This is a genomic window from Xanthomarina gelatinilytica (assembly GCF_000348685.1).
Lineage (GTDB): Bacteria > Bacteroidota > Bacteroidia > Flavobacteriales > Flavobacteriaceae > Xanthomarina > Xanthomarina gelatinilytica.
Genome location: NZ_ANLA01000007.1, coordinates 119,435 through 140,314, shown reverse-complemented (window position 1 = coordinate 140,314; position 20,880 = coordinate 119,435). Strand labels below are relative to the sequence as shown.

General features: G+C 36.1%; 20 protein-coding genes. All 20 read right to left on the bottom strand.

Annotated features, from left to right (window positions below):
* Window position 1: 1 nt before the first annotated feature.
* On the bottom strand, window positions 2–1,087 hold the full coding sequence (locus D778_RS05925) for a glycosyltransferase (RefSeq protein WP_040491612.1): 1,086 nt from the start codon (window positions 1,085–1,087) through the stop codon (window positions 2–4).
* Window positions 1,088–1,151: 64 nt separating this feature from the next.
* On the bottom strand, window positions 1,152–1,733 hold the full coding sequence (locus tag D778_RS14880; protein ID WP_007648660.1) for a serine acetyltransferase: 582 nt from the start codon (window positions 1,731–1,733) through the stop codon (window positions 1,152–1,154).
* Window positions 1,734–1,739: 6 nt separating this feature from the next.
* The gene (locus D778_RS14140) at window positions 1,740–2,726 is read right to left on the bottom strand and encodes a glycosyltransferase family 2 protein (RefSeq protein ID WP_007648659.1); all 987 of its coding nucleotides are present in this window, start codon (window positions 2,724–2,726) and stop codon (window positions 1,740–1,742) included.
* Window positions 2,723–4,120 carry an asparagine synthase-related protein gene (locus D778_RS05910; protein ID WP_238307591.1) on the bottom strand — a complete coding sequence of 466 codons (1,398 nt, stop codon included), beginning with the start codon at window positions 4,118–4,120 and terminating at the stop codon, window positions 2,723–2,725. Before D778_RS05910 ends, D778_RS14140 begins: the two co-directional genes overlap by 4 nt.
* Before the next feature lie 115 nt (window positions 4,121–4,235).
* The gene (asnB, locus tag D778_RS05905; RefSeq protein WP_007648657.1) at window positions 4,236–6,089 is read right to left on the bottom strand and encodes an asparagine synthase (glutamine-hydrolyzing); all 1,854 of its coding nucleotides are present in this window, start codon (window positions 6,087–6,089) and stop codon (window positions 4,236–4,238) included.
* A gap of 6 nt (window positions 6,090–6,095) precedes the next feature.
* Window positions 6,096–7,214, bottom strand: coding sequence for a glycosyltransferase family 4 protein (locus D778_RS05900; protein ID WP_040491610.1), 1,119 nt, complete (start codon window positions 7,212–7,214; stop codon window positions 6,096–6,098).
* Between the two features lies 1 nt (window position 7,215).
* Window positions 7,216–8,130, bottom strand: a complete 915-nt coding sequence (locus D778_RS05895; RefSeq protein ID WP_007648655.1) for a glycosyltransferase family 2 protein — start codon at window positions 8,128–8,130, stop codon at window positions 7,216–7,218.
* 17 nt (window positions 8,131–8,147) lie between these two features.
* Complete coding sequence (locus D778_RS05890; protein ID WP_007648654.1) at window positions 8,148–8,858, bottom strand: class I SAM-dependent methyltransferase; 711 nt, start codon at window positions 8,856–8,858, stop codon at window positions 8,148–8,150.
* A 41-nt stretch (window positions 8,859–8,899) separates the two neighbouring features.
* Window positions 8,900–9,796: a glycosyltransferase family 2 protein gene (locus D778_RS05885; RefSeq protein WP_040491608.1), complete on the bottom strand. Its 897-nt coding sequence runs from the start codon at window positions 9,794–9,796 to the stop codon at window positions 8,900–8,902.
* Complete coding sequence (locus D778_RS05880) at window positions 9,789–10,826, bottom strand: glycosyltransferase (protein ID WP_007648652.1); 1,038 nt, start codon at window positions 10,824–10,826, stop codon at window positions 9,789–9,791. Before D778_RS05880 ends, D778_RS05885 begins: the two co-directional genes overlap by 8 nt.
* A 2-nt stretch (window positions 10,827–10,828) precedes the next feature.
* Window positions 10,829–11,845, bottom strand: coding sequence for a glycosyltransferase family 2 protein (locus D778_RS14300; protein ID WP_007648651.1), 1,017 nt, complete (start codon window positions 11,843–11,845; stop codon window positions 10,829–10,831).
* 414 nt (window positions 11,846–12,259) lie between these two features.
* Window positions 12,260–12,643, bottom strand: coding sequence for an HU family DNA-binding protein (locus D778_RS05865; RefSeq protein ID WP_040491603.1), 384 nt, complete (start codon window positions 12,641–12,643; stop codon window positions 12,260–12,262).
* A gap of 662 nt (window positions 12,644–13,305) precedes the next feature.
* Window positions 13,306–14,412, bottom strand: a complete 1,107-nt coding sequence (locus tag D778_RS05860; RefSeq protein ID WP_007648650.1) for a glycosyltransferase — start codon at window positions 14,410–14,412, stop codon at window positions 13,306–13,308.
* A gap of 9 nt (window positions 14,413–14,421) precedes the next feature.
* The gene (locus tag D778_RS05855; RefSeq protein ID WP_007648649.1) at window positions 14,422–15,123 is read right to left on the bottom strand and encodes a class I SAM-dependent methyltransferase; all 702 of its coding nucleotides are present in this window, start codon (window positions 15,121–15,123) and stop codon (window positions 14,422–14,424) included.
* On the bottom strand, window positions 15,123–15,872 hold the full coding sequence (locus D778_RS05850; protein ID WP_007648648.1) for a TylF/MycF/NovP-related O-methyltransferase: 750 nt from the start codon (window positions 15,870–15,872) through the stop codon (window positions 15,123–15,125). The genes D778_RS05855 and D778_RS05850 overlap by 1 nt, the downstream gene beginning before the upstream one ends.
* 5 nt (window positions 15,873–15,877) lie before the next feature.
* Entirely contained in the window at window positions 15,878–17,137 is a 1,260-nt protein-coding gene (locus tag D778_RS05845; RefSeq protein ID WP_007648647.1) for an ABC transporter ATP-binding protein, read from the bottom strand.
* A 13-nt stretch (window positions 17,138–17,150) separates the two neighbouring features.
* Window positions 17,151–17,285, bottom strand: a complete 135-nt coding sequence (locus D778_RS14495) for a four helix bundle protein (RefSeq protein ID WP_007648646.1) — start codon at window positions 17,283–17,285, stop codon at window positions 17,151–17,153.
* 210 nt (window positions 17,286–17,495) lie between these two features.
* Window positions 17,496–17,774: a four helix bundle protein gene (locus tag D778_RS05840; protein WP_007648644.1), complete on the bottom strand. Its 279-nt coding sequence runs from the start codon at window positions 17,772–17,774 to the stop codon at window positions 17,496–17,498.
* 61 nt (window positions 17,775–17,835) lie between these two features.
* Window positions 17,836–18,699, bottom strand: a complete 864-nt coding sequence (locus D778_RS05835; RefSeq protein ID WP_040491601.1) for an ABC transporter permease — start codon at window positions 18,697–18,699, stop codon at window positions 17,836–17,838.
* Between the two features lie 181 nt (window positions 18,700–18,880).
* Window positions 18,881–19,516, bottom strand: coding sequence for a hypothetical protein (locus D778_RS05830; RefSeq protein ID WP_007648641.1), 636 nt, complete (start codon window positions 19,514–19,516; stop codon window positions 18,881–18,883).
* Window positions 19,517–20,880 lie beyond the last annotated feature (1,364 nt).

Genomic DNA, 20,880 nt, shown 5'->3' with positions numbered 1-20,880 from the left:
CCTATAAAGTTTTATAAAGTGCTTCATGTGCAGCAATAAAAGCCTCCATGGTAAAATGGGTCTCGCAATAAGTGCGCAACCGTTTCCCTAAAGCCAATCTTTGTAAGGGATCCGTAGCTTTTAATTGCTTCATCTTTTCCGCCAAAACTTCTGCGTTTCCTGCTGGAAACAATAGTTCGGGAAATGCTTTTAATACATAATTAATACCTGTAATATGGGAACCCAATACTGGAATCCCCATACTCATGGCTTCCACCAAAGCCATGGGCATCCCCTCTTTTCTCCCTGCATCCAAAGTAGGTATCACATAAACATCGGCTGCGCTTATATAGGGTCTTACATCTAATTGTTTTCCTAAAAACTTAACTTGTTCCTGTAGACCCAAATGCTCCGTTAATAACATCATGTTACGCCCATAGGCATTCTCACAGTCACCCAAAACACTTAGTTGAATTCCAGAATCTTGAAGAATAGCCAAGGCTTCAAGTAAAATTTCAATCCCTTTAACAGGCACCAAATTGGCAACTGTGATAATATGAAATTTATCTGGATTCATGGCCTTGGTTTTAGCAACCTTATTTGTATCATAATATGCTGTATCAATCCCCAATGGGATTAAAGCCTGCTTTGTTTTGTTTGGAAAATAAGCAGACATTTCATCATTGATGGTAATAATATAATCAGCCAAAAAACTTTTTATTTTCCAATGCCTACTATTAAAACCCATCGCTTTTTTGGTGTATAACCATTTCACTCCTGCTAATTTGGCTGCTAAGACCTCCGTCCAATCACTGCTCCATTGCCATGAATGAACAACATCATATTGTTGTTCTTTAAAGAATTTTGAAATCTTCCAGATTCTAAACAATAAGCTGTGGTATGGCCTATAATTTGTTTTGGTTTCAAAAACATGTATGGGCAAGCCCAAAGTTGACACTACCTTATAAAAATCACCATCACTACTACCACAGGCTATTTCAACCTCAAATTGGTTATTATCCATATGTTTAACCAAATCATAAACCACCTTACCACTGCCTGCTGTGTGGAAATTTGAAATTGTATATAGTATTTTAATTTTCTTCATTATTAATTTTACTTCCCTTATCTGCACTAACAAAATTCCTCCCCTTAGGGACGGGGTAAGAAATTCATTCCAATGTTTTAATAACTCGTGCCGGGTTTCCAGCTATCACACTATTGGAAGGCACATCTTTTACCACAACAGACCCAGCGCCAATAACCACATGATCTCCAATGGTAATGTTCCCTATAATAACCACATTGGCACCAACGGTTACATCATTTCCTATTACTGGAAGCAACTTATTATCATTTGCTTTATTGCCTATGGTCAATCCATTTCTAAATTGAAAGTTCTTACCTATGGATTTGGCATTAATGACAGTAGCATACGGATGGTAACATGTCAAGCCTCCAGCTATTTTTGTACTTCTAAAAATTTTGCAGGGCATCTCAGGCACAAACAATGATTTCCAACGATAGTTTAGTTTATTGATTCGCCAAAAAAAGATAAACGCAAAATCTGGATAATACAACATCACATGGTCAAACTGCTTTTCCAAAGCATAATCCTGTGCCTTGGAACCCCTAACTTGAAGGGCTTGTTTGATATCTGTCTGGATAACCACATTGTTTACCACGTAGCGTTTATACCATCCACCCAATAGGATGCGCTTAAAAGCATGGATTAAAAAATGTTTTGGTGTCAAGTGTTTTTATTTTAAAAGCTGTTTTACCGTAAAGGGCACTATATAATACCCATAAACTTTCCGTAAACTTTCCAATGGCAAGATAACAAATATGCTTAAAAAAAAGCGAATGACGAACGGAATTCTAATGGCATGTACTTCTTGATATAGTTTGCTTTTCAACCGCTTCCTAGCCCAATAACCTTTGGTAAACACCAACTGCCTGCCCATGGACTGAAACAGTTGACTAAACAGTAACTCCTGAAAGCGTTTAGGGGTCTCCTGACTTAAATAAAAAGGCAAGTGCTCTTTGACCAAGCGTGGCCACACCATAAAAGCACGGGGTATTTTACGCTTTGTTTGTTCAATGGTAGATTCAGAATGTTTGAAATACAAATACACATAACTATCTAAACATGCAAGATTACAAGTCATTCCAAGTTTGATATCTAAGGCAGTATCTTCATTATTTTTTATTTCTTCATTATAAACACCAATTTTATCAAACACCGTTCTTCTATATAAAAATGCCGGAGGCCCAACTACATGTCTCAAGCTCGAAAACCAATATAAGCCCCAATAGGGTTTTTCTTTAAAAAGGATTTCATGGGTCTCATCCATAGGTTTTTTAGTTTCCGAAATGCCTTTATAAGATTTTACCATTTTACCAAACACAGCATCCATGTCTGGATAGCTATCCAAAACACCAATCATCCTATTTAAAGCACCTGGATAAATCTCGTCATCTACATCAAACACATACATATAATCCCCTTGAGCCTTTTCAATGCCCTTATTTCTGGCAGGAGCAGCACCTTGCTTGGTTTGAATTAATAATTTTACCCGTGCATCAGTTTGAATCAGACTTTCAATTTTTTCAACGGAGTCATCTTTCGAGTTATTATCTACATAAAGAATTTCAAAATCCGCTAATTGTTGATTAATAATCGAGTTATAGGACTTTTCAATAAAGTCTGCCCCATTGTAAACAGGTATGATTACCGATAGTTTCATAATGCTGTTATGTTATTTTGATACCATACGGACAAACACAACAACATACTTGCGGCATGGGAACTGGCAACAGCATCTCCATGTTTAAAATCTTGATAAACCTCTTTAATAATTGTTTGTGGAATCCAGTGATTAAATTCATCATCAAACAAATGACTTTCTAAGTGTTTAGCGTTCTCAGTTCCTAAAAATTGCAGTTCCCAATTCCGTTGGATATACGGTTTTCCCAAAAAACCAGTCACTTCCCGTTGCAGCTTATTAAAAATACGGTAGGGTAAATTATAGGGAGCCTTATTGTACTGGTAGTTTAAAAGGTTAAAGGGTCTCTGGGCATGCCAGGTAATTTGAGCAAGTTTTTTGTCCTGCTGCAAATGGGCCAACTGTAGGCGTCTGTCTGCCAAATATGCCTCTGGTGTCGAACAGACAAACTCACACATGCGATTGTCGTAATACGGTAAAGTTATGGGATGTGCTGCTTCAAACACCTTTAAATTGGTCGTGGTCCAACGGTGTGCCCACTGACTGGTTTTATAAGCGCGTACTTTGGCACTTACATTATCAATTTTAATATCAGCCAAATCCTTTTCAATCCGGGATATCAAATAGCTTTTAAAGTCGCCTTCTAAACTCCAGTGCTGCCATAATTTTTCGGCAAGCTCTATACCTTTAGGCTTTACCATCTTTTTAAAAAGCAAGGGAACCATATCTGCTTCGGTGCTGCCTTCCGGTGCCCCCCTGTCAAAAAAAACATCGCCCCAATGCCCTAAAGAGAAAACCCCTTTCATCTTTTTTAACTGGGGTAAAACAGCCATTTGTCTAGGATGGGTAAACTCCGAATAACAACCATTTATTGATGCTAGTTCCTCGATACAATGCCATAAATATCCTTTAGGAATTTTAAAACCATCAAACGTAAAATGGCACTCCTTAGCTATTTGCTCGCTAATTTTATGTTCTGGATACCCCCCTTCAAACGAATAACTAAAGGCATGAACCGGGTTGGGCAAATCCTTTAAAACTAGGGCCTGACTTCTACTGTCCAAACCCCCAGACAAAGGTAAAATAACTGGTTCATCCCCTACCTGTTCCTTAGTGATGGTGGTCAATAAGTCTATATACGCTTCCAAACTCTGTTCAAACGATAGCTCTTGGGGCGTATGGTGCCACCTAAAATTAGGGGTGCTCTTCATTAAATACCCTTTGGCATCTATCTCATGAGCATGCCCTGGCAAGAGGCAAACCCTATTTTTCCAATAGGTATCTACCCCCATAAAAAACCCCGTGGCCACAAACACACAAATGGCTTCTAAGTCAAGCGTATGCGGTGTATTTGGCTTTTTTGCAAAGACCTGCTTGGTTGGTAATATGGGGGTGTTTATGGTCGTTATAGTCATAGCAAGCTAATATAACAAAAAGACGGTGGCAACTAGTAGTATCAGTGGGGATTTTTTTTGTAATAACAACCAAATTAACTTCATGAATTATGGATTTTGACTAATTTTTAATTTTTCACTGTTCACGTTTCACTTTTAACTTTTCACCTGTCACCCCATGCTCCAACCACCATTTTTGCCAAGCATAAATATGCCATACACCCCAAGCATTATCATGTTTATTATCATAAAAATCCTTAACATAAGTCTGTAAAACAGACACATCCATAACCGCTTCACCGTAAAATGGGCGCTCAAAAACCACATGCCTCACATCTGATTGCAACTCGGTGTGTAACCACGTCTTTAAGGGAACGGTAAACCCCATTTTCTTTTGGTTTATGATGGTTTCTGGTACTTCTTTGGCCAATAAGTCTTTCAACTCTTTTTTCAACTCCTGTTTGGAGTTAAGCCTTCCTTTTTGTGACCACGCCCAACCAATATTTTCTTTATCCAAAAAAGGTACACGAACTTCCAAACTATGGGCCATACTGGCCCGATCTACTTTTATTAGCACTCGTTGCAGGTGGGCATAAAATTCATTCCATCGTAGCTGATGCAACAACGCGTCTTTGTTCAAACTTGAAAATGTGTATAGGTTTTTCATAGCACTGGAAAACGACGTGTTTGGAAAGACTTTATCCAAAACAACAGGTGGCATATGCAAATGCTTGTTTTCAATAAAAGCATCCAAACTTTTAAAATAAGGAGCCCAGGTTTTTGTCAATCCTATTTTATTGGTTAGCTGTGCCAACGGCTTTCTTAAGTAAAAAGGTAGTTTAAACCACCAACGTTTTTGCAATACATCCAACATCCTAGGATAACCAAAAAACAGCTCGTCACCACCATCACCAGATAGCATCACGGTGTGTTTCTGTTTGGCTTCTTTTGAAATCACATAGGTAGGAATACTAGAATAATCCCCAAAAGGCTCTGAAAAAGCTTTAAAATGACTATCTATTTCTAATAATAAATCAGATTCTTTAACTGATACAATATGTTGTTTAATCTCCAAATAATCTGCATAGGCTTTTGCCATGGCACTTTCATTTAATTGAGGATTAGCAACCTCTAATGTAAAAGCCTCTATCTCAGAAATGTTTTTTTTGGCATAAGCACTAATTAATGGGCTATCAATCCCACCACTTAAAAATGTGGCAATGGGTACATCGCTTACCAATTGTCTGGCTACAACCTCCTGTAATAACTCTGATAATTCTGGTTTTGATACTGTTTCTTTTTGAGTTTTAGGAAAAGTAATAAGTTGATTTTTTTTAACAACTCCTGTTCTATCAACTTGAATCAATTCCCCAGGAGAAGCTTGGTAAATAGATTGATAAATAGTATTGGGTGCCTGCATATACCCAAAACCAAAATACTCTTTTACAATCTCTGGTCTCAAATCCAAGCTTTTACAAAACCAATCATGCTTGTAAATTTGATCAAATTGCGATGCCATAACAATTCCTTGAGGAGATAAACCATAAAACAAAGGTTTAATTCCTGCAAAATCCCGTGCAAGATACAAGCAATCTATTTCGCTATCCACAATGGCTATAGCGAACATGCCATTTAGCATTTGAATGGTGCTGTCAACCCCATGTTTATCTAACAAATGAATCAATACTTCTGTATCTGAACCAGAAGATAAATTAGTAAATCCATACTTCTTTGCTAAATCTTTATAGTTATAAAGCTCACCATTAAACACCACCTGATAACGCCCACTCGGACTTTCCTTCGGCTGATTCCCCTGTGCCGAAACATCTAAAATAGCCAACCGATTAAATCCCAACTGGAAACCAGAACCTCGTGTGGTACAGGAAGCATCAGGCCCACGGTGTTGGGACAAGTCTAAAAGCGCTTCAAAAGATGCCGACTCCGTTAAGGAGTTATGTTGAAAGGTAAATTCGCCTAGAAATCCGCACATAGCAATTTAAGGTATTAAGGATTTGTAAAGTCTTCGCAAGGCTTCTACTTCGGTTTCCACAGAAAAATGTTGGTGACTAAATGCAATGGCTTCTTGACTAAATTGCTTATATAAATCAGGGTTCTGCCATAACTGCAAAAGATGAGTAGCCGCGGCTTCAGAGTCATGCGGCGCTACACAAAATCCAGTTTGGTTATGCACAACCACTTCAGGCAAGCCATCACTATTGGAAACAATAGCTGGTATTCCTTGGGATTGAGCTTCTATAACTGACATGCCTAAAGATTCTGAATAACTCAACTGTAAATAGAAATCATATCGTTTTAACTGTGCTTTTAATTCGCTGTTGTCTAACCTGCCATGGTAGGCAACACAATCCTGTAAATTATACTTATCTATGAGGTAATAAGCCTGTCCGGAATCAGCACCATCGCCATACAAATGATACTGAACATGAATGCCGCGATCTTTTAAAATTTTAACAGCTAACAAGTTACCAGCTATGTTTTTTTCCCAACACATTCTAAAAGCAGAAACAATACGCATAACGCTTGGATCTGCCTGTTTAATAGAAGCATTAAAAGCTTGACCAAACGAAATGGGTATTACGTGAACTCGTTCTAATGAAACTCCCCATTTGTCGTGTAAATAGTTTTTTTGATGGTTGCTCATTACCACAAAAGCATCTACTACATGGCCGTAATTTTTATAAAAATCTTGCCATTTTTTAGCATACCAAGGTTTAACATAGGTATCGCCACCGCGAAGGGTTATAACGACTAGAGGTCTTTGATCACGTGGCAGGTCTAGTAAATTTGTAACTTTAGAAAATAAATAGGATTGTTGCACATGTATAATGGCAGCCTGCTGTTCCAAACATAAAATTTCTAAATAATTCAATCTAGAATTATGTGTTAAGGCGTACCATTTTTCTTTTAACCAACGTTTTTTATAGCGAGGAACAAAAAAATCTACCGTGTCATGCGCATTAAAAGCAACGACATCTACGTGTAATTTAGTATCTGCCTTTAATGCTTGAATAACCGGAGAAATATAGGGTTGATATACCTCACCGTAGGTTTCAAAAAGTTGGATTACTCTAATTTCATATTTTTTTTCTTTCATTTTACATAACATACTTCCACATTAAATATATTAAATGAAAACCATCGGTTATACTATTAAAAAAAACTTGACATAAAAATTTAATTTTATTTATAACTCCTGGATAATGATTACTCATAAGTCTCCTGTAACGTTTCCATTCAACTTTGTAAATTAACTCATAATCAGCAGGTTTAAATCGATTTGTTCCCCATTTTAATAAATTTTTTGTGAGTTTTCGATATAACTTAAAGCTTTCAAATGGTTTCCCTGTTCGAGATTTAGACATGTTTTCAGGATGTAGTCTAACATAAGCCAACACTTCATTTATATTATAAAACTTATAGTAATAACTAACTCGTCTCCAAAACTCCCAGTCTTCAGCTATCCTGAAATTAGAGTTAAAAAAACCTATTTTATCAATAACTTCTCTTTTAAATAATGGCGTAATTGAAGCAGTTCTATTTTTTTCTAGAAAATCTTTAAAAACATTACCATGAATGTGCCCTTCATGACATTTTAATTGCTCCGTTTTAGCACCTGATACATCAACATATTCAATACACCCAGTTACTATAGAGTATTCTGGATTTGCATTTAAAACCTTTAATTGTTTTTCCAACTTTTTATTATGCCAAAAATCATCATCATCACAGAAACCGATATATGATCCTTTAGATCTCAATATTCCAAAATTCCGAGAATCAGGTTGCCCAGAATTTTCTTTATAATAGTAATAACATTTTTTAAATTCGTCTGCAATTTTTTTGTTTTGTTTTGCTATATCTGGTTTGGAACCATCATCAATTAATAGTATTTCAATATGTGGATAACTTTGACTCTTTATACTCTCCAATGTTTCTCTCAAATACAAACTTCTATTAAAAGTGGTAATTACAATACTAACAAGTGAATTGTTATTAAGATCTGACTTCATTTTTACTTATTAATAATTCACTTGTTTTTTCTAAATAAAGCTACCTGATATACATCAAAATATTTTCCACTTTGTTTTTGTTTAAGAGGTATTCTCGAAGAATCCAATTGCTTAAAACCATTACTTTCAAATAAATCCCTAAGTTCTTCTTCAGATATCCAATCTTCTACTGGCTGGTTTGCAGACACATACCTATTCCACTCTTCTTGAACTTCTTGACGGGGAGTTGTAATTATACAATATCCTTTTGAACTTAACAACTTATAAATATCAGCTATAAATTTAGGCTTTTCATTGTTTGATATATGCTCTATTACTTCACTTGAAACAATCAATTGAAATTGTCCTCCATACCCTAATCCTAACATTTTTGTAGTAGAGCCGGCAATAAACTTTAGATGTGGGTATAATGAACGTGCGTAATCAACTACTTTTGATACTGGCTCTACTCCAATACTTGAACCGTAATTTGAAATTAAATTAGTTAACCATCCACGACCTGACCCTAAGTCTAATATTTTAATATTATTTTTTGTTTCAGAAATAATCTGTTTGATATGACGTTCTATAATCTCCCATCGTTTTAGTTCATCATTATTGGGTGTTTTAGAATTCCAACTTGTGTTTTTAATAAACAATTCTTCATAAAATTCATCGTCACTTAATGGTAAAGTTGATTCTATTTTTTTTTTATTTAGTAGTATATTGAAAAATCGTTTTATGTTCATATTTATATATTTTAAATTCACACAGATTAAGTCTTATATATTTATAAAAAAACAGCTTTTAATAAAACAAAGGCTCCCTTATAATCATATTTTAAAATTTTAAAAAAAAGATTTACTTTACTTTTAACCCCCAGACAATGATTCCGTAATAATTGCCTATATCGTTTAGCCTCAACTTTTGCTATTAGCTGTTTATCGGCTTTGGTAAATCGGTGCTTGCCCCACTTCAAAAGCGCTTTGGTAAGGGCACGATATCTCGCATACTGTTCAAAAGGTGCTTCTGTTACAATTAAAGATGTATTACTATCGTGTTTTCGTACACAGGCCAAAACATCTGGCAAGGCATAAAACGGGTAATAATAAGCTACCCGACGCCAATACTCCCAATCTTCAAAAATAACAAAATCCGTATTAAACAACCCAACCTTATCGAACACCTCCCGCTTTAATACAGGAGTTATCATAGATAACCCATTTTTAAACAACAAACTCTCAAAGGCATCCCCATGGTTACCCGTTTGTTTTATAACGCGCCCCGTACGTTTACCATCACTATTTACATACTCTATATTGCCTGTTACAAGTCCAACATCTGGGTGTTCTTTAAATATGGCTAACTGCTTTTCTAATTTGTCATCCAACCAAAAATCATCGTCATCACAAAAGGCAATAAAGCTACCTTGGGCCAAATACAGGCCATAATTCCGACTGCCATTACTACCTTTAGGATAAGTATCTGGGCGCTTAACATAGCGTATTCTAGAATCCTTCTCCGTATAAACCTTTACTTGAACCTCTGTAGCATCGGTACTCCCATCATCAACCACCAAACATTCCCAATGGGTATAGGTTTGTGCCATGATGCTACTTAAAGCCTCGCCAATGTATTGAGCTCGGTTGTAGGTAGGGATGATGATGGATACTATTGCCTCATTCATAACCAAGAATTTTACTTCTATGCCTAGACACCCATTGCTCTATGATTGTAACATGCTTTAAATAGTGCTCATAACAAAAACATAAATAATATAATCGTTTAAAATATGTACGCCCCACTTCTTTTTGTTCATAAGTTCCAAAAACAAACCTAATAATGTTTTTAAAAAACCCCGCTTGTAACAAACCCAAAACACGACGTCTTTGACCTGCTCTTGACATAACCTGTTTATACAGCACATCACGATAAGCTAAAATAACAAAGTTTGAATAGGTCATGGCTTTCCGCAATCTGGTTAAATACGCAAAATTTAAACGACCCAAGGTCATAAAATGCTTAAAATGGAGTCGCTCATCATACCATATCTTATAACCTAACAATCGCAACGCAAAACAATACTCAGTATCGCCACCAGAACTTAATGTGTCCCCTTTTCTACAACTTAATATATGCTGAAATCCTAAATGTAACAATTCCCTCCAATGTGCCTTTCTTATTACCATACCTGCCCCGTACAAATACCCTGTTTGTTCAGTAACATCACCTGAGTTTTCGGCTTGTTTTCCTACCGCATAATATTTGGCATATTGCTGAAACCATACAGGATGTTCACTCTCAAAAACAGCCTCACACCAACCGCCTAAAGCACCTATTTCTATATTGGATTCCATTGTGTCAAAGGCAGTTTGCACATAGGTATTGCACAACCAATTATCATCATCACAAATCAACAAATAGTCATATTGCGCTTTTTCATAGCCTAGCTCTTGGGCATACGATTTACCGGGTTTTGGTTGACTATATGATTGATAGGTAATTGTTGTGTGCAAACCATAAGTATCCCACCATCGATCAACCTCTTGTTTTGTGCCATCTGTTGAAGCATTATCTATAAGAATGACTTCACACGGGATATCTATATTTTGTAACACAATATGACGAAGTGTTTCTGGCAAACGCTGTTTACCATTATAGGTACAAATAATAATTGAAACCCCTTTATGTATGTTTTCTTTTATATTATTTGTCATGCTTATTTTAAATGGGTAGTTTTCAAAGTTAAATACCTTTGATGCTTTTTATAATATGCCCCTAAAAGAAACTTTCGAATTTTAGTGCTTCTTGAAAGCAATTCAATTATATATATTTTAATAAATCTGTACCTTGATAGCCTGCCTTTAGAGAATGGAAACTTAAACAGATATACTAATGGAAACTTATGATAACCTAGGGAAACAGGTCGTTTTATTATCATATAAAACACCAAAACTTCAAATTGTAGTTTAATGGTTTTATATAAGGCTTTATGTGTTAGAAATTGTTTATAAATCGATAAAATTGCTATTGACACGGCATTAAGATATGCTTTATCTTTAAAAGTAGTAGCAATACCATCATTGGTTAAATACCGATAATAATTATCAGCTTTATCTACAAGGACAACCATTTTTGGTTGCTGTATTAATGCTCTACAATGCATTTCCCAATCTTGCCAAGCTGTCAATGTAGGATGCCACATACCACACTTATTAAAAAATCTTCGAGACCAAGTCACTCCGGCTGTTTGCCAAGGCATATCAACATTTAAAAAACGGATTAAGAAATCAACTACTGTTGTCCCATATGAAACAACATTCCATACTTTATCTATATCACCTATTTTCAACTTAAAAACACCAGATTGAGTTACCATTATTTCAGCTTGATTGCTAAGAGCTGCCTGTATTCTATTTTGTAAAGCAAAAGACATAAGTAAATCGTCTGAGTCTAAAAAAACTAAAAACTCCCCTTGACTCACCTCAAACCCATAATTCCTCGCCCCATTGCCCCCTGGCAAATGGCTGTCTGGCCGTTTGTGGTATTGAAAGCGTGAGTCTTTGACCACATAACCTAACACCAAAGTTTCAGTATCGTCTGTACTCCCATCATCCACCACAAGACATTCCCAGTTCGTGTACGTTTGTGCCAAGACCGAATCCAACGTCTCCCCCAATAAATGGGCGCGGTTATAGGTAGGAATAATGATGGAAACCAATGGGTGTTCTTGCATAAAAATCGTTTACCGGACTAAGATACAGCGAAGATTTTAAAAAAACAGACCAAAAAAGTAAGAAGTATTAAAAAAAGCCGTTGCGCATTCATACTTCTTAAAGCAAATAACAAAAAAGGCAGCAGGTATTACATAAGAAGTTGCTATGTGTATAAAACTGACCATACGGTGCCAATGTTGCATGGATGCGAAGGAAATGTTTAATGGATGCGGTGCCATGAGACCACGGATGCTGTGGATGTTTTTATCAGATGCTTTTGCAAGCTCTAAAAAGGGATGCCCCAGATTACAATTAAATGTACAAGATGTTGTACATGAATATAATTTTACATACATTTACTTAAATAAAAAAAACCTTGCGCTAGCGCCAACTAACACAAGGTCTTAAGCAAGTAAATGAATGCCTGCAAACTACTATCCTTGTACTTTAGAATACTTTAAGGATTTTAGCATCGCATTCAAATCTGCACCGGGCGAAAATAATATTTTCGCCTTTTTTACAGCGGCTGTCGTAAGGTCTTCTTCCAAATCTTGACCTACACTACTAACAGACACTCTAAAATTGCCCAAATCTCCCATTCGAACAATTTTACCTTCACTCAAGTTATAGGTTATCAATTCCAATAATGAAATAATAACCGCATAACAATCAGCTTTACTAACTGTACTTTGCTTGGATGCAAAATACGCTAGTTCATTAAGATCTACACTCCCCGAATACACGGCTTGTGCATAATACCGCTCTGGAGCTAATAAGTCCTGCGGATTTCTTTTCGTAATGGATTTTATTTTAACCATACAAAAAAAGTTTAAATGACACCCTTACTATCAGGCGACTAGGGCACTATTGCCTTCGTATGGTAAATTTAAAAAAAATTAAAATAGCAATAAAAAACACTTATTAACATCTACATATATAATAAATTATAATTATTAAGTTAGGTCGTAATATTAAAAAAATCTAAACTACCCGTAAACAGTGGCATATAAGCAAGTTAAGAAAAAAAGACATGAACCAAAACTTATTCTAAAAATACCTAAATTGTTAATAATTAGTTTTTTAAAATATTCTGAAAAGGGAGATTTATTAGCCCATGCTTTCAGTTTTACCTCATACGCTTTGTCATGCTGAACGCTTTGTCATGCTGAACGCAGTGAAGCATCTCTTTTACATAATAACAATAATAGATTCTTAACATCAAAGATTCTTAACATGGTAGATTCTTCACTTCGTTCCTTGTTCAGAAATCGAAGATTCGACGTAGTCAATGACAAGGGGCATGCTGAGTAAGCCTGTACTGAGTAAGCCTGCACTGAGTTTAACGAAGTGTCGAAGTAAAGCATCTCTTTAAAACCTGAAAACGGGCGCTTAGGCGTCCGTTTTTTTGTTTTTAGTTTACGAATGTCATGCTGTGTTTTGTCATACTGAACGCAGTAAAGCATCCTCTAAAACAAAACCCTTAACACACCTTAGCAACAGCCTCTAAGGTCTCCTGTAAAACCCCAATATGCCTTTCCAAACTAAAATGTTCCAAAATATATTGCTTCCCAGCTGCTCCCAGTTGTTTGGCCAATGCAACATCTTCCAAAAGTTGTAGCATGTTTTGCGCCATGGCTGCCACATCATGCTCAGCACACAACAAACCCGTCTTACCATGTAAAATCACATCTGGAATCCCAGCATGATAGGTAGAAATCACTGGCAAACCTGCCACACTGGCTTCTAAAACAGCCAATGGCGTGCCTTCCATATCGCCATTAGTTGCTGTGATGGAATGCTGTACAAAGGCTAAAGACTCCGATAATAAATCCCTATAAACCTCAGGGGTAATGACCCCTAAAAATTGTACTTGAGTTTCTAGCCCATACTGCTTCACTAGATTTTGACACACATTCAGCAACACCCCATCCCCTGCCAACAACAATTTAGCATCTGGTTGCTGTGAAGCCACCTTATTAAAAGCCATGATGGTATAATAAGGCGCTTTTTTATCGGTAAACCTCCCAATCCCTATAAATTGCTTATTTACAAACCTTGGGTTAACGGTTTCAAACTCGGGTTGTGGTCCATATACATTGTAGATAAGTTTTTCTCGTGGGCAACCAAGATTTAACAACATCTGCTCCATCATTTGGGACACGGCAACAACACGGGAGGCTAAATCAAAAACCGCTTTGTAAGCATTACATTTTTTAATTGTTTCTGTAACACTTGCATCATAACCATGATAGTGTACCACCACAGGCAAACCACTTTTCCGTAGCAGATTTTGTAAATGATATGCATGGGTCCCATACTCAACCAAAATAATATCTATGGCATGACTTTTTAAAGAAGCCAATACAGCCTGCTCATTAATATAGGAATAAGGATAGCGATGCAACTTCCGATTGATACGATACTGCCACTGCTTTGCTTTTGAAACCAAACTGTTTGAGCCTTCCAACCGTATGCGCCCTTTAGCACCATAATAATAAAACACTTGGTCTTTTAAATAGCGTTTGTGTGCCTGTATAAAAGTCTCGGAATAGGGGTTTTGTCCGGGTGTGAAAATGGCGATGTTCATAAATTATTATTACTTTCTTACAATTCCATATAAACCTGTTATCATTTGACCTTCTTTAAACTGAACGGTTTCTGGTTTGTCTAAGTTAATCAAGCGCTTAATTACTGGCATAAGAACTCTAGACAATATAGCTCTTTTTCTTGATGACATAGAACTTCTTTTTACCCAAAGCCCTAACATTTGCGCCATGGAGGCATGCCAGCCACCTGTAGCTTTGATTGTGATATCTGTAAAACCTGAGTTTTTTAAATGACGCTCCAATGAAAACGGTGTATAGCGATATTCGTCGTGTGGTACTTCATGCAAATTCCACAAAAAAGGAACCGTAAAAAAGAAAATGCCATTAGGTTTTAAAACCCGATAGACTTCTTTTAAAACCACTTCGGGCTCTGGACAGTGTTCCAGAACTTCAGTACCAAAAGCACAGTCAAAACTAGCAGTTTCAAACGGCATAGTTACTCCATTCCATGTAAAATCCGGTTTAACTTCTGTATCATACTCCAAAGCGTCTTCAATATCTAAACCTACATAATTTAACACCTTAGAGTTTTCTAAAATATAATTCCTGTAAGGCATCTTGCCACAGCCTATATCTAAAAGCTTTCCATTAAAATTTGGTAACAATTCTTTAAAGGCTTTAAAAATAGAAGATCGGATATAATATCTATCTAGATTTTTTTCACTTAGTTTTATGTCAATAAAATCTTTCATTAAACTAATTTTATGCCAATTCTTCCCGTATAATCTATTCTATTTAATAATAATCTTATGTTATTTTCAGAAATATATTCATCTATTGCCTTTTTACAACCTTTCCAATGTCCATAATCATCTATAATTATAACCCCTCCTTGTTCTAATCTAGGAAATAAATGCTCCATTTCATGTTTTGTTGATTCGTACCAATCAGTGTCTAATCTTAATATTGCTATTTTTTCTGGGATAGTTGCAGGGACTGTCTCCTCTACTTTTCCTTGAACAAAATGTATCTTATTTTCAGGGTATTCCAAATTATAAACATTGTTTTTCACTTCTTCTAATGTCGAGTAACATTTAATACGTTTCCAATAGTCATCCTTATTTAAATATGCATCTTTGGCAGATTCGTTCTTATAAGATTTATCCTTCTCTGTTGGTTCACTCATCCCTTCAAAAGTGTCATATAAAAAGACATCTCTTCTTTTTTCATTTAAGGCTAATAAAGCAGCCATCATGCTTCCTCCTTTCCACACGCCACATTCTACTATACTTCCTTCTATTTTGTTTGTTTCAATATAATTGACGGCTCTTATCAAACTCACTATGCGCTCAGGCGAAGTCATAGTATAAGGCTTAACCTTTTCTACAATTTGTTGTTCTTCTGGAGTAAAGTCAGAATAATTATTTTTCTGAACGGTTCTATATTCTGAAAAATATTTTTTAAATATCTTTTTCTTGAGCTTCTTTTTAAAGTTTTTCAACGTAATTATTTTTTAAAGGTTTGCCAGTTGATATCTTCTAGATATTTACACGTGTTTTTTTGCCAATGATATTCTGATCTTACGGTTTTCATCATCTGCACTTTAAAATGACAGATTGAATCTAAAAAATCAAACTTCTCTTTAGTTTTTGAATTAGATAAATGCACTAACAATGAATAATTTCCCATATATAGTTTAGGGTGGGGAAAACATCCTTCAAAACGATATCGACCTTTATCCCTTTTAATAACATTATCAGCATCAAATATCCACGAATGTGTTATGGGTACACTAAACTCATCTACAATTTGAAATGATAACGCTAAATTATCAGTTTCATATGGTAAATCAATTTCAAATATAAATTTAATTTCTTTTCCAAATTCATGTATATTATTTGGTAAACTTGTTTCTACTTCAACTTCTACAATTTTTGGCTTATAGAATTCTCCTTCGTATTTGTATTTTATTTGATTATTTTCTCCTTTCAGATATTCCTTTATACCTTCATCTGTATCCCCGTCAAAATCAACTATGCCATTTTTTAAAACAATAACTCTACTTGTCAGAACTGAAACTGCATTCATATCATGACTAACAAAAATCACCGTTCTCCCATCTCCCTTAGAAATATCCTGCATCTTGCCTATGGCTTTTTTCTGGAATTCGGCATCTCCTACCGCCAACACCTCATCAATCACCAAAATATCCGGCTCCAAAAAAGCGGCCACAGCAAAGGCCAAACGCACGCGCATCCCGGAACTGTAGCGCTTTACAGGCGTATCCACATAGCGCTCGCAGCCCGAAAAGTCGATAATCTCGGCTTCCTTACTTTTAATTTCGGCTTTGCTCATGCCTAAAATCGCCCCATTCAAATAAATATTCTCACGGCCGGTCAACTCGGGATGAAACCCCGTGCCCACTTCCAACAAAGAGGCAATACGCCCTTTGGTTTTTATCTCGCCTGTGGTAGGAATGGTCACACGGGACAGGATTTTTAACAAGGTACTCTTGCCAGCGCCGTTTTTACCGATGATGCCCAAGACCTCGCCTTGCTGCACCTCAAAATTGATGTCTTTTAAGGCCCAAACATATTCGCTATCGGCTTTGGTGCTTCGGTCGTTTACAGAACCCACTTTTAAATACGGATCCTCTTTCCCTCTAATGCCAGCCCACCATCTATTCAAATCGTGACTAAGCGTCCCGGTCCCTACCAAGCCCAGTCGGTATTGTTTGCTAATGTTTTCGGCTTTGAGAATAGTCATTAGTTTTTAGTTGTTAGTTGTTAGTTGTTGGTTGTTGGTTGTTGGTTGTTGGTTTTAAGGTAAAATCGTAAACTACATCCACAAAATCTAAAGCTTTTTGATAAACCTTTAAATCTTCAAAACTAAAATGTACGTTCTTATTCTTCATACAATATAAAAATTTAAAATTACTACCAACTAAAGACTAAAAACTAAAGACTACCAACTCCTTAAACTGTATCAATAAACGTCTTCTCTGTTCTATTAAATTAGTTTTTAGTTGTTAGTTGTTGGTTTTAAGGTATTTGGTTAAGCCTGTTAACATTTTTGCTAATTCTGATAGTAAAACTCTATGATATTCATTGTTTTCCTTAGTTATTTAACCACGTCTAAAAGCAATGGTATTACATACAACACATTCGTTAACGGAATTTTTAGCTATTTGTAAAAACCGATTGAATTGAGCGTTGGAATCCCCATGTCCTTCAGCTACATTCAATGCAATAGAAACAGCAGCTCTATGAAATTGAGAACTTAAATTATACTGTTCATGCTTAGGAAATGTATGAGTCAAATCGTAAACTACATCCACAAAATCTAAAGCTTTTTGATAAACCTTTAAATCTTCAAAACTAAAATGTACGTTCTTATTCTTCATACAATATAAAAATTTAAAATTACTACCAACTAAAGACTAAAAACTAAAGACTACCAACTCCTTAAACTGTATCAATAAATGTTTTTTCGGTGCGATTAAATATAATAATTCCCAACAGGAGCACCAACATCGTCACGCCAAGGGTATATAAAATGCCAAACCAACTAAAGGTTCCTGTGCCCAACAGCATAAACCTGGCAGTTTCTATCATATAGGCCAAGGGGTTATACTCCACCAACCAAGCTATTTTAGGTAATTTTTCGCGCATCAATGCCAAGGGATACATCACAGCAGACACATACATGAGCAGCTGCACCCCAAAGCCTACCAAAAACTTGAGGTCGCGATATTTGGTGACCATACTGGAAATAATCATGCCAAAACCCAAACCTATCAAGCCCATAAGCAAAACAAGTACCGGAAAAAACACCATACTGCCATCTACGTGTATGGCAGCGCCATTTATATAATAATAGATATAAAACGCAATAAAAATGAGCAACTGGATGCCAAACTTCATCAGGTTGGAGATGATTATGGACAAAGGCACAATGATCCTTGGAAAATACACCTTCCCAAAAATAGCGGCATTGGTTTTAAAAGTATCACTAGTGGTGGTAAGACAGGTATTGAAATAATTCCATACGGATACCCCAGCCAGGTTAAACAAAAAAGGAGGTACCGTCCCGGTTTCTATATTGGCTACCTTGTTAAAGATAAGTGTAAAGGTCAGGGCCGTAAACAAAGGCTGTATCAAATACCATAAAGGCCCAAGGATGGTTTGCTTGTACACGGTTACCACATCGCGTTTGACAAACAACATGAGCAAATCGCGATAGCGCCAAATCTCCTTAAAATTAAAGTCTATAAGCTTCCGTTTGGAAGAAATGGTGTACAACCAGGCATCGTCATCTATCTTACTCAATGTGTGTGATTCTTTTTGGTTGTGGCTAATATAAACAAAGCCCCGTAAATAATGAAACATATTTTTTTTAATAGGATTTGGAGACCCTCCTGTACGCACCCTTCGGTACAGGCAGGTTGGGGATTGGAGTTTTGAGCATACAGCATATAGCCTAAAGCCTAAAGCATAAAGCCTAAAACCTTCAATCCAAATACCCTTCCTCCAAGAACTCTCGCAATTGGTGCAAAGAATACCAGTCCATATCATTGGGGTACAAATGATCGTAATACACCATCTCAATATGCTGACTCACAAAAAGCTCCCCAAACATATCCACCAAAATAATGTACAGGTAATCTATATACTTTTCATAGGAAATCTCGGGATTGGCGTAAGGCAACCCGATAAAATGAAAAACAAATTCATACTTATAGGTCTCCCTGTTCATATCCACCGGTAACCACCGCACCCGAGACAGGTGCAAATCAAACTCCATGAATTTGTAATGTTCAAGATCCTTGTTCTTGATATCATCAACAGTGAGTTTTGGCTGAATAAGGGCCGTAAAGACCCAATTGGGAACAGTAGGTGCCACGTTTCGTAAATTGGTAGCAAGTAGCATCCCATCCGGATCGCCATTGGCCGTTAAGATCAATTCAGCCTCAAGTCTATCTTTTGGGGAATGGAGCACATAGGTAAGGCTCGGGTGATAGACTTTCAACTGCCTGTCTAGCTCGTTAAAATAATAGGCTTGCTCATCCTCTGGAAAACCCCTTAAATGATAATAAGCCTCCTGGTATTCTGAAAACCACTCCCAAAATGCTTTTAGTTGTGCCATAATCTTAATTGTTATATACACATGCTTAATCCTAAATTAATCAAAATATTTGTAACAAGGTGCATACCCCTTTAAATGAAAGACTTGCCTGCCGGCAGGCAGGTTTGGTTCTTTTGTATCAAGACAAAAGAACAAACACCTTCTTATAAATTGACTAAGTTTTCATTTAAAAAAAAATTAAGACCAAGCCAGGGCTCCTCTCTTCAGATGAAGAGGGGTGGACAGACGCAGTCTGGACGGGGAGTTTGAATAAAAATTAAAGGGAATGAATTTACCGGAGTGACAACGTAGGTAAAGAAAGGGGAGTTTGTATTAACTAAATATCTGATTTTAAATCACAAACCCTCCGTCTGGATTGTTATTGTTTTTATAATTAGTTTATTAAATTGATAATATCTCAATTTAAACTTTAATTAAAATACACCTGTTTTAATAAAATTCCAAAACCACATAAACCTGCCTAACTGTTTTCAGAAATAGTGAGCTACAACACGCTATAAACAATCCCAAAACAAGGGAGTAAAGAACCACATGTTATAAACCTTCCTAATTAATCTTAAGAAAAAAGCGAACGTTACGTAGTGAAACGGAGTAATTTCCTTAATAAACAGTTTTGATTTTTTGGTTCTTTTGTATCAAGACAAAAGAACAAACACCTTCCCACTGTCATTTTAAAGCAAGCCTGTCATTCTGAGCGAAGCGAAGAATCTGTAAGCATCAGCGTAGCTAATCTCACAACCAACACCACAAACCAAAAAATTTGAATTATTGTAAAGAAAGGGGAGTTTGTATTAACTAAATATCTGATTTTAAATCACAAACCCTCCGTCTGGATTGTTATTGTTTTTATAATTAGTTTATTAACTTGATAAAATCTCAATTTAAACTTTAATTAAAATACACCTGTTTTAATCATATTCCAAAACCACATAAACCTGCCCAACTGTTTTCAGAAATAGTGAGCTACAACATACTATAAACCATCCCTAAACAAGGGAGTTATGAACTACATGCTAAAGATCATTCCCAAATAATCTTAAGAAAAAAGCGAACGTTACGAAGTGAAACGGAGTAATTTCCTAAAAACCAGTTTTGATTTTTTGGTTCTTTTGTATCAAGACAAAAGAACAAACACCTACTTATAACTTGACTATGTTCTATTTAAAAAAATTAAGACCAAGCCAGGGCTCCCCTCTTCAGATGAAGAGGGGTGGACAGACGCAGTCTGGACGGGGAGTTTGTTTTAATCATATTCCTAAACAATATAAATCATTCCAACTGTTTTCAGAAATAGTGAGCTACAACACGCCATAAACCATCCCAAAACAAGGGAGTTATGAACTACATCTTATAAACATTCCTAA